Raw genomic sequence first — 15,771 nt, forward strand, 5'->3', positions numbered from 1 at the left:
GCACTCCTTAAAGATAGGTCTAAGCCTATCGCTTAACTAATGAGTGTCCGTTTTAATTGGGGGCTATTACACGTGAAATACCAAATTGTCGAGCCAGTTGAGTTACGGTAAGCATATTGTCTCTCTCGATTGAACGTGGCGCCATCTTCAACCCTGAACCTATAGTCGGGTCAACAAGGGTTTTAAATTTTTTATGAGGAAACAAAAAAGAGGCTAATCAGCCTCCTTGATACAATCTTTCGAAATTTTTTGGGTTCCAACCAATCATGACTTGGTCACCAATTTTCAATACAGGGACCGAACGAGCGCCAATGGCGTCAAGCTCTTTGCGCCCGCGTTGCATTTTCGAGTTGGTTAATCTGTATTTATAGCCTTTTGAATCAAGGTATCGCTGCGCCTCTTTGCAATGAGGGCATTTGTCAGAGACATACAGAACCAGTCGTTTCATAGAATTTACTCAGTGATAAGTGAGGCGCGCAGTGTACCCAATTTTGAGTCAAATCCCAACGTATCCGAAGATATAAGTAACCCTATCGCAGGGTTGCCACTGAGGCGTGGCTTGTTAAAAGTGCATATAAAGACGCTGCTCGGTGGTTGAATTTTTAACCTTGTGCGAATCGCCATTGGCCAGTTCGAGCGTCAGTTTTACCGCTTGACTTGCCATGACTTGAATAGTGTATTGTGGTGAGGTGTGGATAAACTTTCTTACTAACGCCCTGAATGCTGCGCAAGTAAATGGTTTACCACGGTCAGTTTGGAAACAGGCGCTGAAGACTATTTCATTCTTGCTCGGAATTGTATGAAAAATATGGTTTTTCATACTGCGCCCCCTTTTTGGATCCGCGGACAGAACTCACGGTAGAGTTAATCAATTGGCAAATAGACAGATAATTGTCCAATTATTTGCTTTGCCATCTGCCCAATGATGATCTGGATCCTACGTCTTTAGTCACGCAGAATAGGCTGGTTCAACGTTATTATTATTTCCCTAATAAATTATGACGGACACAAAATATGGGATTCATCACACTTACGAATTAGCGCGAAAACAATCACTTGCCAAAAGTCATTAAAACCTCAAAAATGGTAACGTTACGATTTTTGAGGTGGGTATGAAAATTAATGTTAATGGGTTTAAGGCTTATGACATCCGCGGCCGTTTACCAAATGAATTAAATGAAGATATCGCTTACCGTATTGGTCGAGCATATGTAGAACATCTTAATCCATTGAAAGTAGCGGTGGGTTATGATATCCGGCTAAGCAGTCCATCACTGGCCAAGAGTTTGACGTATGGCCTTATAGATGGTGGAGCAGAAGTTATCGAGCTCGGGCTTGTCGGGACAGAAGAAGTCTATTTTGCAACAAGCCATTTAGGTCTCGATGGTGGCATCATGGTTACTGCAAGCCATAATCCCATAGAATACAATGGGATGAAAATGGTTAGGGAAAATGCAATCCCACTGAGTGGAGATACTGGGCTAAATGAAATTAAACAGCTTGTATCTGAACGATCTTATGTACGTAGCGACAACGCCAGCTTATATGCCTTAAAATCGAAACGTTACGGCATTTCGAGGGAATACACGCAACATATATTAAGTTACGTAAATAGCAAGCGACTTAGGCCATTGAAAATTGTTGTTAATGCCGGTAATGGTGCCGCTGGACATATGATTGATTCGATAGAGCCATTTTTGCCTTTTCAGTTTATTAAGATTAATCATGAACCAGACGGAAATTTTCCAAATGGTATTCCAAATCCACTACTAAACGAGTGTCGTGACGCGACTATCAATGCCGTAAGAGCGAATAACGCAGATTTTGGGGTTGCGTGGGATGGAGACGTAGATCGCTGTTTTCTTTTTGATGAAAATGGTGACTTTATCGAAGGCTATTACATAGTGGGGCTATTGGCCAAGGCATTTTTAGAAAAAGATAATGGGGCAAAGATCATTCATGATCCCCGGCTGACATGGAATACATTAGATATTGTAAATGAATATGGTGGGATCGCAATTCAATCCAAAACGGGTCATGCTTTTATTAAAGAAAGAATGAGGCAAGAAGATGCAGTCTATGGAGGCGAAATGAGCGCACATCACTATTTCAAAGATTTTAGTTATTGCGATTCTGGAATGATTCCTTGGTTATTAATAGCCGAGCTTATTTCTACTAGTCAATTAAAACTGTCCGAATTTGTTAGTAAGTCAAAACAAAAATTTCCGATTTCAGGCGAAGTAAATCGTGTAATTGGGAATGCAAATAGTGCAGTATCTAAGGTTTATGATGCGCTAAATGACCGAGCCTTGGTAACAGACTTTACAGATGGGCTCAGCATGGAGTTTGAAAGCTGGCGATTTAATCTACGCTCTTCTAATACCGAGCCCGTTGTACGCTTGAACATTGAATCGAAGGAAAATGATGAGTTGGTTGCAGAAAAAACGAAACTAGTCCTTTCCCTATTAGAGTCTTAGTAGCTAATAGATAACGAGTATCAAACAACGAGTTTTATGATAAACGCAATATTGACCCATTGATATGGGGTCAACAGAATGCTGGAGAAAATTATGAATGTCGAAATTATAGGTGCATCGATTCCAAATATGCCGTGGCAAGAAAAACCTGAAAATGAAGCGGGGGTGATCTGGCGGCATAGTGAAAATCCTGTAATAGGCTGGAATCCATTTCCTGCTGCTGCGAGGGTATATAATTCTGCTGTAGTTCCGTTTTCGGATGGGTTCATTGGCGTTTTTCGTTGTGACTATAAAAATGGAAGACCACACCTGCATGTTGGTAATTCAAAAGACGGAATAAATTGGGAATTTGAACACAAACCAATTCAATGGGTTGATCGCGAAGGCAATCATTTCCAACCGTCATATGCGTATGATCCTCGCGTGGTTAAAATTGGGGATACGTATTATGTGACATGGTGTACTGATGATCATGGCGCTACGTTGGGGACTGGGATGACAAAGGATTTCAAGACATTTATACGTCTTGAAAATGCTTGTGTACCGTTTAATCGCAATGGTGTGCTGTTTCCGCGTAAGATCAACGGTCAATTTGTAATGCTCAATCGACCATCAGATTCTGGCCATACGCCCTTTGGTGATATTTTCTTGAGTCATTCTAACGATATGGAATATTGGGGAAAACATCGCCATGTGATGAGTAAAGGCGGTGATGGATGGTGGCAAGGGACAAAAATAGGTGCTGGTCCTATTCCAATCGAAACTTCAGAGGGTTGGTTGATGATTTATCATGGTGTATCAGGCACTTGTAATGGATTTGTGTACAGTTTTGGTGCGGCGCTGCTTGATAGAGATGAGCCTTGGAAGGTGTTGTATAGAACACGAGACTACATACTTACACCAGAAAAAGAGTATGAGGTATCAGGTTTTGTTCCGAACGTTGCCTTTCCATGTGCGGCAATTGCAGATGCAGATACTGGTCGCATTGCAATTTACTATGGTGCAGCTGATACCTATACCGCAATTGCTTACACCACTGTGAATGATTTAATTTCAGAGCTTAAAAATAACTCTGAAGTTTTGAAATCGTAACGTTACGCTTTTAGTGTGTTATTTACCATGACATTAATGAGATAATAATGAATATGTATGAAGGTCGACTTAAATTAATTAAAGATGAATATAGATGCTCGATTGTATATAAAAACGAAGCGATAGTCCCTGGAAATGGGGTGTTTCATCGTTATAAAAAACCAGTACTTACAGCTAATCATGCTCCAATTAATTGGCGTTATGATCTAAATCCAAGCACAAATCCATTTTTGATGGAGCGTTTACCTATTAATGCGGTGTTTAATCCTGCGGCAATAGAAATTGATAATAAATTTTATCTTGTAGCACGAGTTGAAGGTGCGGATAGAAAATCATTTTTTGCCGTAGCAGAGTCAGATAATGGCATTGATGGTTTTGAATTCTGGAATGAGCCATGCGTGATCCCTGAAACCGAAGATCCTGATACCAATGTGTATGATATGCGGTTAACCAAGCATGAGGATGGCTATATTTACGGGTTATTCTGTACTGAAAGAAAAGACCCAACAGCCAAAAAGGGCGATGAGTCATCAGCTATTGCCCAGTGTGGTATCGTTAGAACTAAAGATTTACACAGTTGGGAAAGACTAGCTGATTTAAAGACTAACTCAGCGCAACAAAGAAATGTCGTACTGCACCCGGAATTTGTGAATGGTAAGTATGCGCTTTACACACGGCCCCAAGATAGTTTCATCGATGCTGGAACCGGTGGTGGGATAGCATTGGCGTTTACCGAGTCTATGATTGACGCGTATGTAGGTAATGAATACGTAATAGACGAAAAAATCTACCATACAATAAAAGAATCAAAGAATGGTCAGGGGCCTGCACCAATTAAAACAGACCATGGATGGTTACACATTGCTCATGGAGTCAGAAATACAGCTGCGGGCTTACGATATGTTCTTTATTCGTTTATGACCGCTCTAGACGACCCTATGAAAGTGACTCATCGGCCAGGAGGGTATTTTCTTGCGCCAGAGGGGGATGAACGTATAGGAGATGTATCCAACGTTGTATTTTGCAATGGGGTTATAAAGCGACCTTGCGGTGATGTTTTTATTTACTACGCATCATCAGATACTAGATGCCATGTATTAACGACAAGTGTCGATCAGTTAGTGGACTACGTTATGAACACTCCTGAAGATCAAATAACGAGTGCTAAGTGTGTATCTCAGAGAGTAGATTTAATAAATAAGAACAAAATGTTCATGTGATACCTATATGTAAATTCCCTATATAAAATCAACTTTGAAATCTCTCTTATTTATTTTTATTTAATAAAAATAATATATCTCATTTATGAGATCTTGATCGTAACGTTACGATTGAAGTTGTTGATATAGTCGCTATGTATTTAGGTACACGTTCCAATTACTCGGTACTATTCACAAAACTAACTTATAAGATAAGAAGAAGCATTATGAAACTAAACGTAATTACAAAATCGCTCACTGCGGGTCTTTTAATCGTGGCAGCGCCCTCAATGGCCATTGATACAACTGCAGAACTTCATGGTTATATTAAATCTGGTCTTCTATTGAACTCGGACGGCACGCGGGTCAACTCAATTGGCCTATTTACCAACCTAGGAAAGTTTCGCTTAGGTAATGAACAAAATACAAAAATTGAACTGTTACCAACACTCAAAATGACCGCTGATAATGGCGCGTGGGCTAAAGTTAGAGCTAACTTAACTCATGAGACAAACTGTACGTCGGATTGGAACTGTGTTGATGGCGACGGGCATGATATTCAATTTAGGGAAGGTTATGTAGAACTGGGGGGTCTTGATTTCGCGCCAGAACTGGTGTTTTGGGCGGGTAAGCGTTACAGCACATCAAATACTTCGTCGCACCAATTTGATTGGGAATATATTCAATATAATGGTACAGGTGGCGGTGTGGATAAAATTGACTTGGGATTTGCGCAAATGGATGTAGGCCTGTACGCATTCATGCCAAGTGACCGTAATGGAGAAGAGCCTGTCGATAAAAGCGTGCAAGGCTACTCGGAAGATTTATCTCTGAACATGTGGCTTAAAAAGATCGGCGGTACTGGGTTAGATCTGCAGTTAGCTGGGCATCGTATGGAGGAACATGCATGGCATAAAGGCGCTGCGGATAACGGATTGGGTGTTGCCGCAATTTATAATTTTGATGGATTCTATAATTTTGCTAATGGATTCTCTCGTACAACGCTGCAATATGGTAAAGGACTCGCAGCTGGTGACTCTTTAGGAAAAAATGGTTGGGGTTTTGCTAATTCTGAAGATACAAAGTCGGGTCGAATTGTATTTGACGGGGTTGTTAATCTAAGCAGTAGCTGGGAAATGTCAACCTTCGCATTTTACCAAAAAGATACTGATTTCAATGCGTGGGCAGATTGGAGTAACCCAACCACAAAAGGGTATGATCGGGATTTATATGCAGTAGGTTTGCGTCCATTCAATCAAATTACACCTAATTTCGCAATGCAATATGAGCTTTCATATCAAAATATTAAAGAAGATAAAGCAGATGGTGCGGACGGTGGTATGTATCAAGTTACCATCGCTCCAACTATTATGCCTGACGTCGGGTTTTGGACTCGTCCACAAATTCGAGCTTTTGTGACATATGCGAAATGGGATGATGATGTAGCAAGTCGGTTAGACGCAGGTTATACCCGAGACAACAAAACGGATACGTTAAACTTTGGTATCCAAGCTGAGGTTTGGTTTTAATCACTGAAGTGAGCTCAATAACACTTGATGTTTTAGGGAATCGCCTAGCTCTCGATTAACTATCATAAAGATAGAAGCATATCTTGGTAATATATGAGATAGGTTATTATTAACGCTATAACGTCGAGTTGAAAGGGTATATAAAGTGAGAGCATTAGCTCTCGCTTTCTATTTAAATGTAATTTTATGGATGACAGAGCATGAAAGTTGTGAATCAAATCATATCCGCATTTGTTGCGGTCTGTACAGGCTTTGGCATTGCAAGCGTAATTATTCAAGATCGTTCAGAAGACTCAAAAATAGAAATAAGCCAGGCAATTGATAATGCGCAAGAAATATCACAATTTGTTTCAAGATTGAGACAAGGTTTTATGGTGTTTGACCGTCAAGTCGCTGAAGTTATAAATATTAATGATGTAAATGAATTTAATGCATTAATATCGAGCATTAATAATGAAACTGTTCTTTTACAAAAGAAATATATTAATATCGATAATTCATTAACCCAGCTGAATGATTTTATCAAGGAAGAAGATCTTAACATTTTATTTTCAAATGTATCATCATTAATGTCAACTAAAAACTCGCTAATTGATATTAATAATAGGATCAATTATTGGAGAGATGAGCTAGAAAACATAGTTTCAGCGAATAGAGTATTAATAGAAAAGATTTCTAAATTTGCGAAGCATGATGAATTTCTGATCATGGATATCAGTGCATATACAGAAAAAATGAATTTACTTCTGGTTTTAGCAAATCGTGTTGTTTTAACCAATGACTATAATAAAGTTACTTCTCTTGCATCTCAGATAAAGTTTACATTAAACGAATTAAACGACGACCATAAGTACTTAATTTCTGAAATGCCACAATTTAAAGCAGAAGAGGACCTAATAAATAACCATATTATCATGGGGAATTTATTATCGGATAAAAGTGGTATATCGGTTGAAAAGCTGAACTCCATGAAAAATCAAGAAACGTTAAAAGAACTTATGGTCGATTATGATAAAATAGCTACAAACTTTTTCAATCTACTAAATAGAATGAGTGATATCGCAGAGGATAATAATTCTTCGGCACGCACTCATGTAATAAAGTCGTTTGACTCAATAATAATAACACAGAAAATATCACTAATAGTGTGTTTTTTTGGAGTGTTGTCGATTGCTTTTTTGCTCGCGAGAAGTATAACGAAACCAATAAAATATGTAATGAGTGTATTAGATCGCCTTTCAAAAGGCGACTATAAACAGAATATTATGATGGAAGGTTGGCCGGGAGAATTTGAGCTTGTATTAAAAAGACTCTCTGAAGTTATTTCTGTTAACAATGATTTCATAAATAGTGTTAGGATTAAAAATGATAATATATTAGACCAAAGCGAAGATAATAATGTTTCCATTGAAGACCTGACGCGTAACATTTATCAGCAAGAGGAAATTGTTAAAAAAATAATATCTTTGATTGAGAAAGTTGAAAGTATATCAAGTGAAATGAATGGAGTAGCTGAGAAATCAATCAAATATAATGATGCAGTAAAGGATAATATTGATATAACGTTGTCAACAGTACAAGACAATGTTTCTGGCAATAGCCAGTTAAACCATTTGATAGAGAATAGTGTTACTGCTATTAAACGCGTTGCTAAAAGCACGGATGAAATTAATCAAATTGTCAATGTAATCGACGACATAGCAAACCAAACTAACTTATTAGCTTTAAATGCTGCAATTGAATCAGCGCGGGCTGGCGAATATGGTAGGGGCTTTGCAGTAGTTGCTGATGAAGTTCGCACATTAGCACATAGAACGACAGAATCGACACAGCAAATCCAACTTATGATTGAAAGTTTACAAGCGGTGAGTGAAGACGCAGTAAAAAGCATGTCTCTGTGTGATGACCAAATGAAAGCAAACTCGAGATTAATTGACAAAACAAATAGCGCAATGGATGAAATTAACGAAAGTATGAAGTTGCTATATGATGAGAACAATATTATTAAAGATTTATCTAATTCTCAGAGAATATCATATGAAAGAATGTCAAGTTCAATCGAAGAAATCTCAAGTAGTATAAAAATTAATGACATGAAACTAAAAAGAATCAATTGCAATAGCAAAGACTTAGTTGAACTTATTAGCCTTCAGCAACAAAAAATCATGTGGTTTAAGACGCCATAAAATAGCTATTCTGAGTAGCGTGAAATGCTTGGCTCATAACCTGATTAACAGAGTGAGACAAAGGAAAACAAATTGATGTCCGTTTGATGAGCTCTTTTCCATGCGGTGAGGTCTCTGGGCCATCTGCTTTGTTGAAGATGTGCGTTTGCTAATCACTCGCTCTTCAAATTTATTGTCTATTGATAAACCAGGTCATGCGCGCTGAATCATGTATCCTGAAGTTACGTGGGCATATTTAAAAGTCTAAATTCAGATAGTAAAGCCTTGATCTATAGTGATCGGTTTTGCTGAGTTGGCAACGTGGATCCATAGTTAAAAGGTAAATAGTATAGGATATTAACTAGTCGATAATCTAGCATTCGTTTAAATTTAACCGTAACGTTACGATTCGAGGGCCTGTGCTTGCTAACTGTAAACAAAAACTTGAAAGCCACCACCAGTATATTAGTTGACAGTGCTCACAATCAAAAGAACTGCTCTTAGAAATCTTTTGCTATCCTGGAATCGTAACGTTACTATTTTTATTGCACAGATGCGAGTCATTTTTTACGATTACAAACTGGATCGTGATGATCGCGATAATGGAGTAAATATGTTTGATTTAACGTTGAGACAACAGCAGCGGTTAATAGTGCTTGCATTCTTAGCCATACCTTTGGGTCTGTTGTTTACTTTTTCGTATTATCCAGCGAGTCAGCTTTTTTATATGAGTTTGACTGATTGGGATGGTTATGCACCGATGAAAGAGTTTATCGGAATTGATAATTATACTTATCTATGGGAGGAGCCTGAACAGCTACATCCCCTTTTAGTGACGCTTTATTACTTTGCTGGCGCGGTTATACAGCTTACATTATCACTTTGGTTTGCGGTTTTAGTAAACTCAAAGCTTGCAGGGCGAAATATATTTAAAACATTATTATTTATACCGTTCGTTTTGAACGCCGTTGCTGCTTCGATGGTATTTCAAATTTTTTATCAAGTTGATGGAGCATTAGACAGCTTCTTAATAACTTTAGGCCTAGAAAACTGGATTCGACCCTGGTTGATGGACGCTAATGTTGTTAACTGGTCATTAGTTGCAGCGTCGATTTGGCGTTATCTTGGTTTTAACTTAATTTTATTCTTTGGTGTATTACAGTCAATTCCACAAGACCAATATGAGGCGGCCAAAATTGAGGGGGCGTCGGAATGGCAGCAGTTTAGGTTCATTACGTTACCATCCATAAAACTAGTTATTGGATTACAGGTTCTACTGGCATTTGTAGGTTCACTGTCTGTGTTTGAAATCCCTATGATTATCACTAAGGGAGCAAATGGGACAAAGACATTCGTTATGGCCACTTTAGAAACGGCATTTAACTTTAATGATTTTGGATTAGCATCTTCAATGGCAGTTTTGCTTCTGATGATTGTCGTATTGTTTATGATCCTGCAAAAGCTGCTGTTTAAGGAGGCGAAATAAAATGAAAGATAAGATTAATATCTTAGCTATTGATGAATTTAAGAATATTAATTCATTAATTGGAACTGGCAAATATATGAATAGGGCTAGGTTAATTAGAAATTTAAGCAATCCATCTTGGCTGTTTTGGACTATATTTAAATATTTTACACTTATCTTGGCTTCTGTTGCTGTATTGGTTCCGCCGTATTCTGTTCTAATGGCATCGTTTAAAAGCTTGGATGAATATTATGCAACTAGTAAGGTTTCTATTCCAGAAAGCTTCTATAATTTCGATAATTATATAAAGGTATTCACAGATGGTGATTTGGGACTGGCTTTTTTCAATACTGGAAGTATTCTGCTAATATCTTTACTTTTCACTATAATTTTTGGAACCCAAGTGGCCTATGTGCTTTCAAGGTTCGAGTTTAGAGGAAAAAAAATTGTGTTATTGGCTTATGTTGTTGCTATGGTAATTCCAGCAGTAACAACGCAAGTTGCTACATTTGAAGTCATAAAATCGTTAGGATTGATTAATAATAAGGCATCAGTTGTTCTACTTTATATTGGTGCGGATGTTGTCATGATTTATGTATTTTTGCAATTTATGAAAGGAATACCGGTTGAATTGGATGAGGCTGCTAAAATAGAAGGTGCCTCTTATTTTCTTATCTATAGAAAAATAATTTTACCTTTGCTGAAACCTGCTATAGCGACTATCATAATATTAAGAACTATATTCATTTATAATGATTTTTATTTTCCTCTTCTTTATTTGCCAGAAGAGTCTCAAGTGACTGTTTCGACAGCGCTTTATAAATTTACATCTGTTTTTGGAACTGAATGGACAACGATATCAGCAGGGATTGTTATTATTCTTATACCATCAGTGGTTATATTTTTAACGTTGCAAAAGCAAATATATGCTGGAGTTACAAATGGTGCAGTAAAAGGATAGTTATAATGGTTAATCACTCAGTTCTTGTTATTGCCTGTCAGTGGATAATGCGATTAGCATGGTTAAACTTTTTGTGGATACTTTTGACGATTCGTGGAGGTTTATTATTTGGTTTAGTTCCAGCAACTGTTACTGTTGGTAAGGTGATTATAAACTTTCGCGAAAAAGCTAAAAATTTACGTTTTGTTGAAATAGTTAAATTGTATCAAGGTACGTTTTTAATATCAAATAAACTAGCATTAATACTTGGAGTTCCTTTTATTTCCATATGCTGGTATATGCACTGGTTTTATAGTAATACATCTGATGTTTTTGGCGTTGCTGTTATGAGTCTAATTCCAGTTCTTATGCTGTACTTTTTGTTTATTATCTTTTGTATTACTCAGTTAAGTTACAGTAATAATGATAATGTTATCAAGTTTATCTATAGCTGTGCTGAGGTGTTTTTATCTAACGGAAGTTTGATTTTTATTTTGTTCATTTCTATTATGCTTGAAATTATGGTTATGCTTTTTTTTCCAGTGGTATTTATTATTTTTGGGGTTTCTTCTTTTATTTTTTTTATAAATTTACGGAGCTGGTGTTTTATTTTCGAAGTTACTGATTCCTGTAATGGTGAGTGTGGTATAAAATGATTGAAATGAAAGAGCTAAAGGCACAATTTAAAACGGAAGCAGATTCTATTTTAAATTATTGGTTAGGGATGATAGATAATATTCACGGTGGTTTTTATTGCTTTTGTGATGCTGATAATAATATTTCATATCAGAATGACAAGTCGGTTTTACTTCACTCAAGAATATTGTGGACTTTTTCTAAAGCCTATCGAGTTTTCGGCGATGAACGGTATAGAGAAGCAGCTGAGCATTGTTTTTTATTTATAAGAGATCATTGTATTGATGAGATTCATGGGGGTGTTTATTGGATGCTTAAGTATGATGGCAATCTGATTGATGACCAAAAGCATGTTTATAATCAATGCTTTGCGATATATGCTTTAAGCGAATTTTTCCTATCAACAGACAATGAAGAATCTTTAAATCTAGCACTTGATTTATTTAATATAGTTGAAAAATTTGCTTATGACAGCAAAAATTGTGGATATAACGAAGCATTCAATTGTAGCTGGGAACCAATTCCTAATTATTTGGTTTGTGATACATCGGAGGGTGTGTTGGCTGAAAAATCAATGAATACTCACCTACATATCTTGGAGGCATATACATCTCTTTATAAAGCAACTAATAGTTTAATGATTCAACATAAGTTACTTGAATTACTAAAAATTATACGTTGGAATATTATAGATTCATCTGGACATTTTGGACTGTTTTTTTCTAGTGACTGGAAGTGTGTATCTAAAGATGTTTCATACGGACATGATATTGAAGGTTCGTGGTTAATGGATGAAGCAGCTAAAGAATTATCAGACGGAGATTTTGCGAATGAAATTTTTCAATTTACAACACGTATGGCTGACATAACCCTTTCAGAGGGAGTTGACCGTAATGGTGCGGTATTTAACGAACTACGCGAAGGTTATTTATTAGATACGGATAGGGTATGGTGGGTTCAAGCTGAAGCTATGGTTGGTTTTTATAATGCCTATCAGAAAACCAGACGTCATGATTACTTTCAGGCGTTCTTAGCATGTTGGAATATTGCTAAGAATCAGTTAAAAGATACTGTTCATGGTGAATGGCACTGGAAATTGCGTCGGAATGGCGAGCCTTATTCGGATCTTCCTAAAGTGGAGCCATGGAAGTGCCCTTATCATAACGGTAGAGCATGTTTAGAACTATATACTCGTCTTGAAATAGATGAACTTTCATCTTATGAAGTAGCACCTCAGCCCACGTTATTTACCAATTAATTAGGATTATAAACATGCATTCAGTTGAAGTTAAAAAGTTAAATAAGTCTTTTGGTAAAACAGTCATACTTAATGATATAGATCTTAAAATGAAAGCGGGCGGGTTTACTGTATTGCTTGGCCCATCTGGTTGCGGTAAATCTACGTTGTTGCGTTTGATCGCTGGCTTAGAAGATGTCACATCTGGTGAAATTGTAATCGGTGCTAAAGACGTAACGTTAGCTGACCCCAAAGATCGTGATATTGCAATGGTTTTTCAATCCTACGCATTATTTCCCCATATGACTGTAGCTGAAAACATTGGCTTCGGTATGAAAATAAACAAAAAGCCCTCAGAAGAGATAGAGCGCCGCGTATCGGAGGTTGCAGGGTTGTTGCAAATAGAGCAGTTGTTGGATAGAACACCAGCTCAATTATCTGGAGGTCAAAGGCAGCGAGTTGCTATCGGTAGAGCCTTGATGCGCAAACCGAAGGTGTTCTTGTTTGATGAACCTCTTTCAAACTTGGATGCAAAATTGAGGGGAGAGATGCGTTTAGAGTTGAAAAAACTACATTTAGCCCTTGATTCTACAATCGTCTATGTAACTCATGATCAGATTGAGGCCATGACTCTGGCAACGGAAATTATCTTATTGAATAAGGGCATTCCTCAGCAAATCGGAACGCCATATGAAATTTATAATCGGCCACAAAATGTTTTTGTTGCAAAATTTGTTGGTTCGCCACAGATCAATTTATTAAAGGGAACATTGATTAAACATAAAGATGAGTGGGGTGTATTAGTTAATGATATTTGGTTACCTCTTGGTTCGTATGTTTTCACACAAAAGCCTGTTGAAGGAATGAAGGTACTGTATGGCGTGCGCCCTGAGCACGTTACTCAATCACCACTTAATAGTCATTTTCAGATAACGTTGCCGCTAACTGCGTTTGAAATGACGGGTTCAGAAACTCTCGCTGAGTTTGAGTTGTCAGGTCAGATACTACGAGCAAAACTTGATGCGAATATTGATGTTAAAGATGGTGATTTGTTGTGTTTGCATCTTAACTTACAGAATGTATCTCTTTTCTGCTGCGCGACTGAAAATCGAGTCTAACTTAAAATACAGGCGGCAACGTCTGTATTTTAATTGTAACATCAATGTTAATAAATGTGTCGCGGATAGCGCCTGCATTTAAACCACGTGTAATATATGTTTTTTATCACAAAATAAATCCTATAGTGATAAACTTACCACGCTAGGATCTTTACTATATCATAGAGATAAATTAATAGTTGAGTCAATAAGCTATAAATGAGAAAATTTAGAAACTTGTTTGGACGATGGTGGTAGAAAATGTCAAAGGCGACTCTTAAAACAATAGCTAAATACACAGGATTATCGGTAACAACGGTTTCTCGTGCTTTGAAAGATGGCGATGACGTTAAGCAGCCAACGAAGGACAAAGTAAAAGCAGCTGCTGAATATCTCGGTTATCGCCCTAATTTATCCGGCGTCGGCTTGCGTACAGGTATTAACTATAATATTTGCGCAATCCTCCCCGTGACTAAGCCTGGTGATATTGTTGGTGACGTAGGAACGCTCGCTTTGATTAGTGGTCTGACAGCTGGCTTAGAAGGTACGCCTTTTCACTTGACAGTATTACCTTTGGAACCTGACCAAGATCCACTAGAGTCAGTGAAGTATGCCGTCGAAAATAGCCTTGCGGGTGGAATAATCTTCAATTTAACACGCACTCAGGACGAGCGTGTAACTTATCTTTATGAGCAGAATGTTCCATTTGTTACCTTTGGTCAAACGGAAATGACAGTTGATCATGCATTTGTTGATATCGATAACTATGATATCGGATACCAGGCAGCTAAATATCTTTATGAGAAAGGGTGTCGAAATATTAAGTTGATCAGCTCTTCTCAAGAATATACTTATGCATGGCACAAATATTATGGAGTCAAGCGTGCTTCGATGGAATTTGGCACTAAATTTGACAAAGATTTTGATGTTATTTTTGATACAGATGTAAATAATTATCGTAGTTTTTCTAAAGCGCTAATGGAACAGAATGATGCGCCGGATGGTATAATTTGTGGTTCCGAAATTAGTGCGTGTGGTGTAATTGCCGGTGTTCAAGATGCAGGCAAGGTCATTGGAAACGATGTTGCCATAATTGCAGTTGAAACGTGTGACCTACCAAGCTTCTTTATCCCGCCTATACCAGGCTTACGTCAAGATATGCACAGTGTTGGCACTAAACTATCTGAATTTATTGTCAAATCAATAGAAGGAACACCAATTTCTAAACTCAAATATGTAGAGAAAACTTCACTCCATCTTAGAGAAGGGCATTATATTATTGAAAATGTCTGATGTATCTGTAGTCGTTGAGCTTTTCGCAAGAGATGCGTGCTATCTTTTGTTATTTTTAATGTCTGTTATTTGATGCTATATAACCTAAACTCAAACAGATTTGGGATTTAGTGTCAGCTCATTGGCTGGGCACTAGATAAACAATCCACAGAAGTGGTCTGGCTGTTCAAGGTGTTTAACGAAGTGTTCGGCTCAATGATTAGTTCCTCATAGACCATATTGGTTATAACCAGGGTTTTAGTTCATCTGTTTTATAAACAATCTCCCATTTAAACTCATTCAATCAAAAATCCTCGCCTTTCTGATAATCTATGCTATTTTCGCATAACTAAGGGTGGGCATCGAGTTTATCCTTTCCTAGTCCAAAATTTACTTTCATTAGCTTATTTATGGGGTAATTTTATGGTGCTACAAATTTGCGTATGATTAAAGGATGAAGCCTAGTTTTAATGAAAATCTCAGTTTTCGGTGTATGCAGTATTTTTTCAACTCCAGTCGAAAATTGAACTATTTTTCATCAGTTTCGTCAGTTTCGTCAGTTTCATCAGTTAAACTAAGGTTGTAACCCTCCCCGAAAAGCTGGTCGTTAGCAATTAGAGTTTTTCCGTTTACACTGAAACAAACGGAGAACGTCTGATGAA

At 37.4% G+C, this 15,771-nt stretch carries 13 protein-coding genes; 11 read left to right on the top strand and 2 right to left on the bottom strand.

From position 1 onward, the window contains the following. Positions 1 to 217: 217 nt before the first annotated feature. Together HGP28_RS18605 and HGP28_RS18610 are read right to left on the bottom strand one after the other, a co-directional pair. Positions 218 to 448, bottom strand: a complete 231-nt coding sequence (locus HGP28_RS18605) for a glutaredoxin family protein (protein WP_168837945.1) — start codon at positions 446 to 448, stop codon at positions 218 to 220. 114 nt (positions 449 to 562) lie between these two features. After that, entirely contained in the window at positions 563 to 820 is a 258-nt protein-coding gene (locus HGP28_RS18610; RefSeq protein WP_168837946.1) for a hypothetical protein, read from the bottom strand. Positions 821 to 1,112: 292 nt separating this feature from the next. On the opposite strand from HGP28_RS18610, the gene HGP28_RS18615 reads away from it, so the two are divergent. The 11 genes from HGP28_RS18615 (at position 1,113) to HGP28_RS18665 (ending at position 15,130) form a co-directional block, all read left to right on the top strand. After that, a complete protein-coding gene (locus HGP28_RS18615; RefSeq protein ID WP_168837947.1) occupies positions 1,113 to 2,477 on the top strand; it encodes a phosphohexomutase domain-containing protein in 1,365 nt (454 codons plus the stop codon). A 93-nt stretch (positions 2,478 to 2,570) separates the two neighbouring features. Continuing rightward, entirely contained in the window at positions 2,571 to 3,569 is a 999-nt protein-coding gene (locus tag HGP28_RS18620) for a glycoside hydrolase family 130 protein (RefSeq protein ID WP_168837948.1), read from the top strand. A gap of 47 nt (positions 3,570 to 3,616) precedes the next feature. After that, complete coding sequence (locus HGP28_RS18625; RefSeq protein WP_211092068.1) at positions 3,617 to 4,789, top strand: glycoside hydrolase family 130 protein; 1,173 nt, start codon at positions 3,617 to 3,619, stop codon at positions 4,787 to 4,789. Between the two features lie 206 nt (positions 4,790 to 4,995). Further along, entirely contained in the window at positions 4,996 to 6,297 is a 1,302-nt protein-coding gene (locus HGP28_RS18630) for a carbohydrate porin (RefSeq protein ID WP_168837949.1), read from the top strand. Positions 6,298 to 6,497: 200 nt separating this feature from the next. After that, on the top strand, positions 6,498 to 8,483 hold the full coding sequence (locus HGP28_RS18635; RefSeq protein ID WP_168837950.1) for a methyl-accepting chemotaxis protein: 1,986 nt from the start codon (positions 6,498 to 6,500) through the stop codon (positions 8,481 to 8,483). 592 nt (positions 8,484 to 9,075) lie between these two features. Further along, a complete protein-coding gene (locus HGP28_RS18640) occupies positions 9,076 to 9,948 on the top strand; it encodes a carbohydrate ABC transporter permease (RefSeq protein WP_168837951.1) in 873 nt (290 codons plus the stop codon). 1 nt (position 9,949) lies between these two features. Further along, on the top strand, positions 9,950 to 10,888 hold the full coding sequence (locus HGP28_RS18645) for a carbohydrate ABC transporter permease (RefSeq protein WP_246225783.1): 939 nt from the start codon (positions 9,950 to 9,952) through the stop codon (positions 10,886 to 10,888). Positions 10,889 to 10,893: 5 nt separating this feature from the next. After that, entirely contained in the window at positions 10,894 to 11,523 is a 630-nt protein-coding gene (locus HGP28_RS18650; protein WP_168837952.1) for a DUF624 domain-containing protein, read from the top strand. Next, the gene (locus HGP28_RS18655; RefSeq protein ID WP_168837953.1) at positions 11,520 to 12,761 is read left to right on the top strand and encodes an AGE family epimerase/isomerase; all 1,242 of its coding nucleotides are present in this window, start codon (positions 11,520 to 11,522) and stop codon (positions 12,759 to 12,761) included. Before HGP28_RS18650 ends, HGP28_RS18655 begins: the two co-directional genes overlap by 4 nt. Positions 12,762 to 12,775: 14 nt before the next feature. Further along, the gene (locus HGP28_RS18660) at positions 12,776 to 13,858 is read left to right on the top strand and encodes an ABC transporter ATP-binding protein (RefSeq protein WP_168837954.1); all 1,083 of its coding nucleotides are present in this window, start codon (positions 12,776 to 12,778) and stop codon (positions 13,856 to 13,858) included. A gap of 240 nt (positions 13,859 to 14,098) precedes the next feature. Beyond that, positions 14,099 to 15,130, top strand: coding sequence for a LacI family DNA-binding transcriptional regulator (locus HGP28_RS18665; protein WP_168837955.1), 1,032 nt, complete (start codon positions 14,099 to 14,101; stop codon positions 15,128 to 15,130). The last annotated feature ends 641 nt before the right edge of the window (positions 15,131 to 15,771 follow it).

Origin of the sequence: Vibrio agarilyticus, from assembly GCF_012641465.1 — a bacterium.
Classification (GTDB): Bacteria; Pseudomonadota; Gammaproteobacteria; order Enterobacterales; family Vibrionaceae; genus Vibrio; species Vibrio agarilyticus.

What these genes read in the sequence shown, in the direction of transcription:
- HGP28_RS18640 (WP_168837951.1), top strand. Translation starts at nt 9,076, where the DNA reads ATGTTTGATTTAACGTTGAGACAACAGCAGCGGTTAATAGTGCTTGCA.
- HGP28_RS18625 (WP_211092068.1), top strand. Translation starts at nt 3,617, where the DNA reads ATGAATATGTATGAAGGTCGACTTAAATTAATTAAAGATGAATATAGA.
- HGP28_RS18645 (WP_246225783.1), top strand. Translation starts at nt 9,950, where the DNA reads ATGAAAGATAAGATTAATATCTTAGCTATTGATGAATTTAAGAATATT.
- HGP28_RS18630 (WP_168837949.1), top strand. Translation starts at nt 4,996, where the DNA reads ATGAAACTAAACGTAATTACAAAATCGCTCACTGCGGGTCTTTTAATC.
- HGP28_RS18650 (WP_168837952.1), top strand. Translation starts at nt 10,894, where the DNA reads ATGGTTAATCACTCAGTTCTTGTTATTGCCTGTCAGTGGATAATGCGA.
- HGP28_RS18660 (WP_168837954.1), top strand. Translation starts at nt 12,776, where the DNA reads ATGCATTCAGTTGAAGTTAAAAAGTTAAATAAGTCTTTTGGTAAAACA.
- HGP28_RS18620 (WP_168837948.1), top strand. Translation starts at nt 2,571, where the DNA reads ATGAATGTCGAAATTATAGGTGCATCGATTCCAAATATGCCGTGGCAA.
- HGP28_RS18610 (WP_168837946.1), bottom strand. Translation starts at nt 820, where the DNA reads ATGAAAAACCATATTTTTCATACAATTCCGAGCAAGAATGAAATAGTC.
- HGP28_RS18605 (WP_168837945.1), bottom strand. Translation starts at nt 448, where the DNA reads ATGAAACGACTGGTTCTGTATGTCTCTGACAAATGCCCTCATTGCAAA.
- HGP28_RS18655 (WP_168837953.1), top strand. Translation starts at nt 11,520, where the DNA reads ATGATTGAAATGAAAGAGCTAAAGGCACAATTTAAAACGGAAGCAGAT.
- HGP28_RS18635 (WP_168837950.1), top strand. Translation starts at nt 6,498, where the DNA reads ATGAAAGTTGTGAATCAAATCATATCCGCATTTGTTGCGGTCTGTACA.
- HGP28_RS18615 (WP_168837947.1), top strand. Translation starts at nt 1,113, where the DNA reads ATGAAAATTAATGTTAATGGGTTTAAGGCTTATGACATCCGCGGCCGT.
- HGP28_RS18665 (WP_168837955.1), top strand. Translation starts at nt 14,099, where the DNA reads ATGTCAAAGGCGACTCTTAAAACAATAGCTAAATACACAGGATTATCG.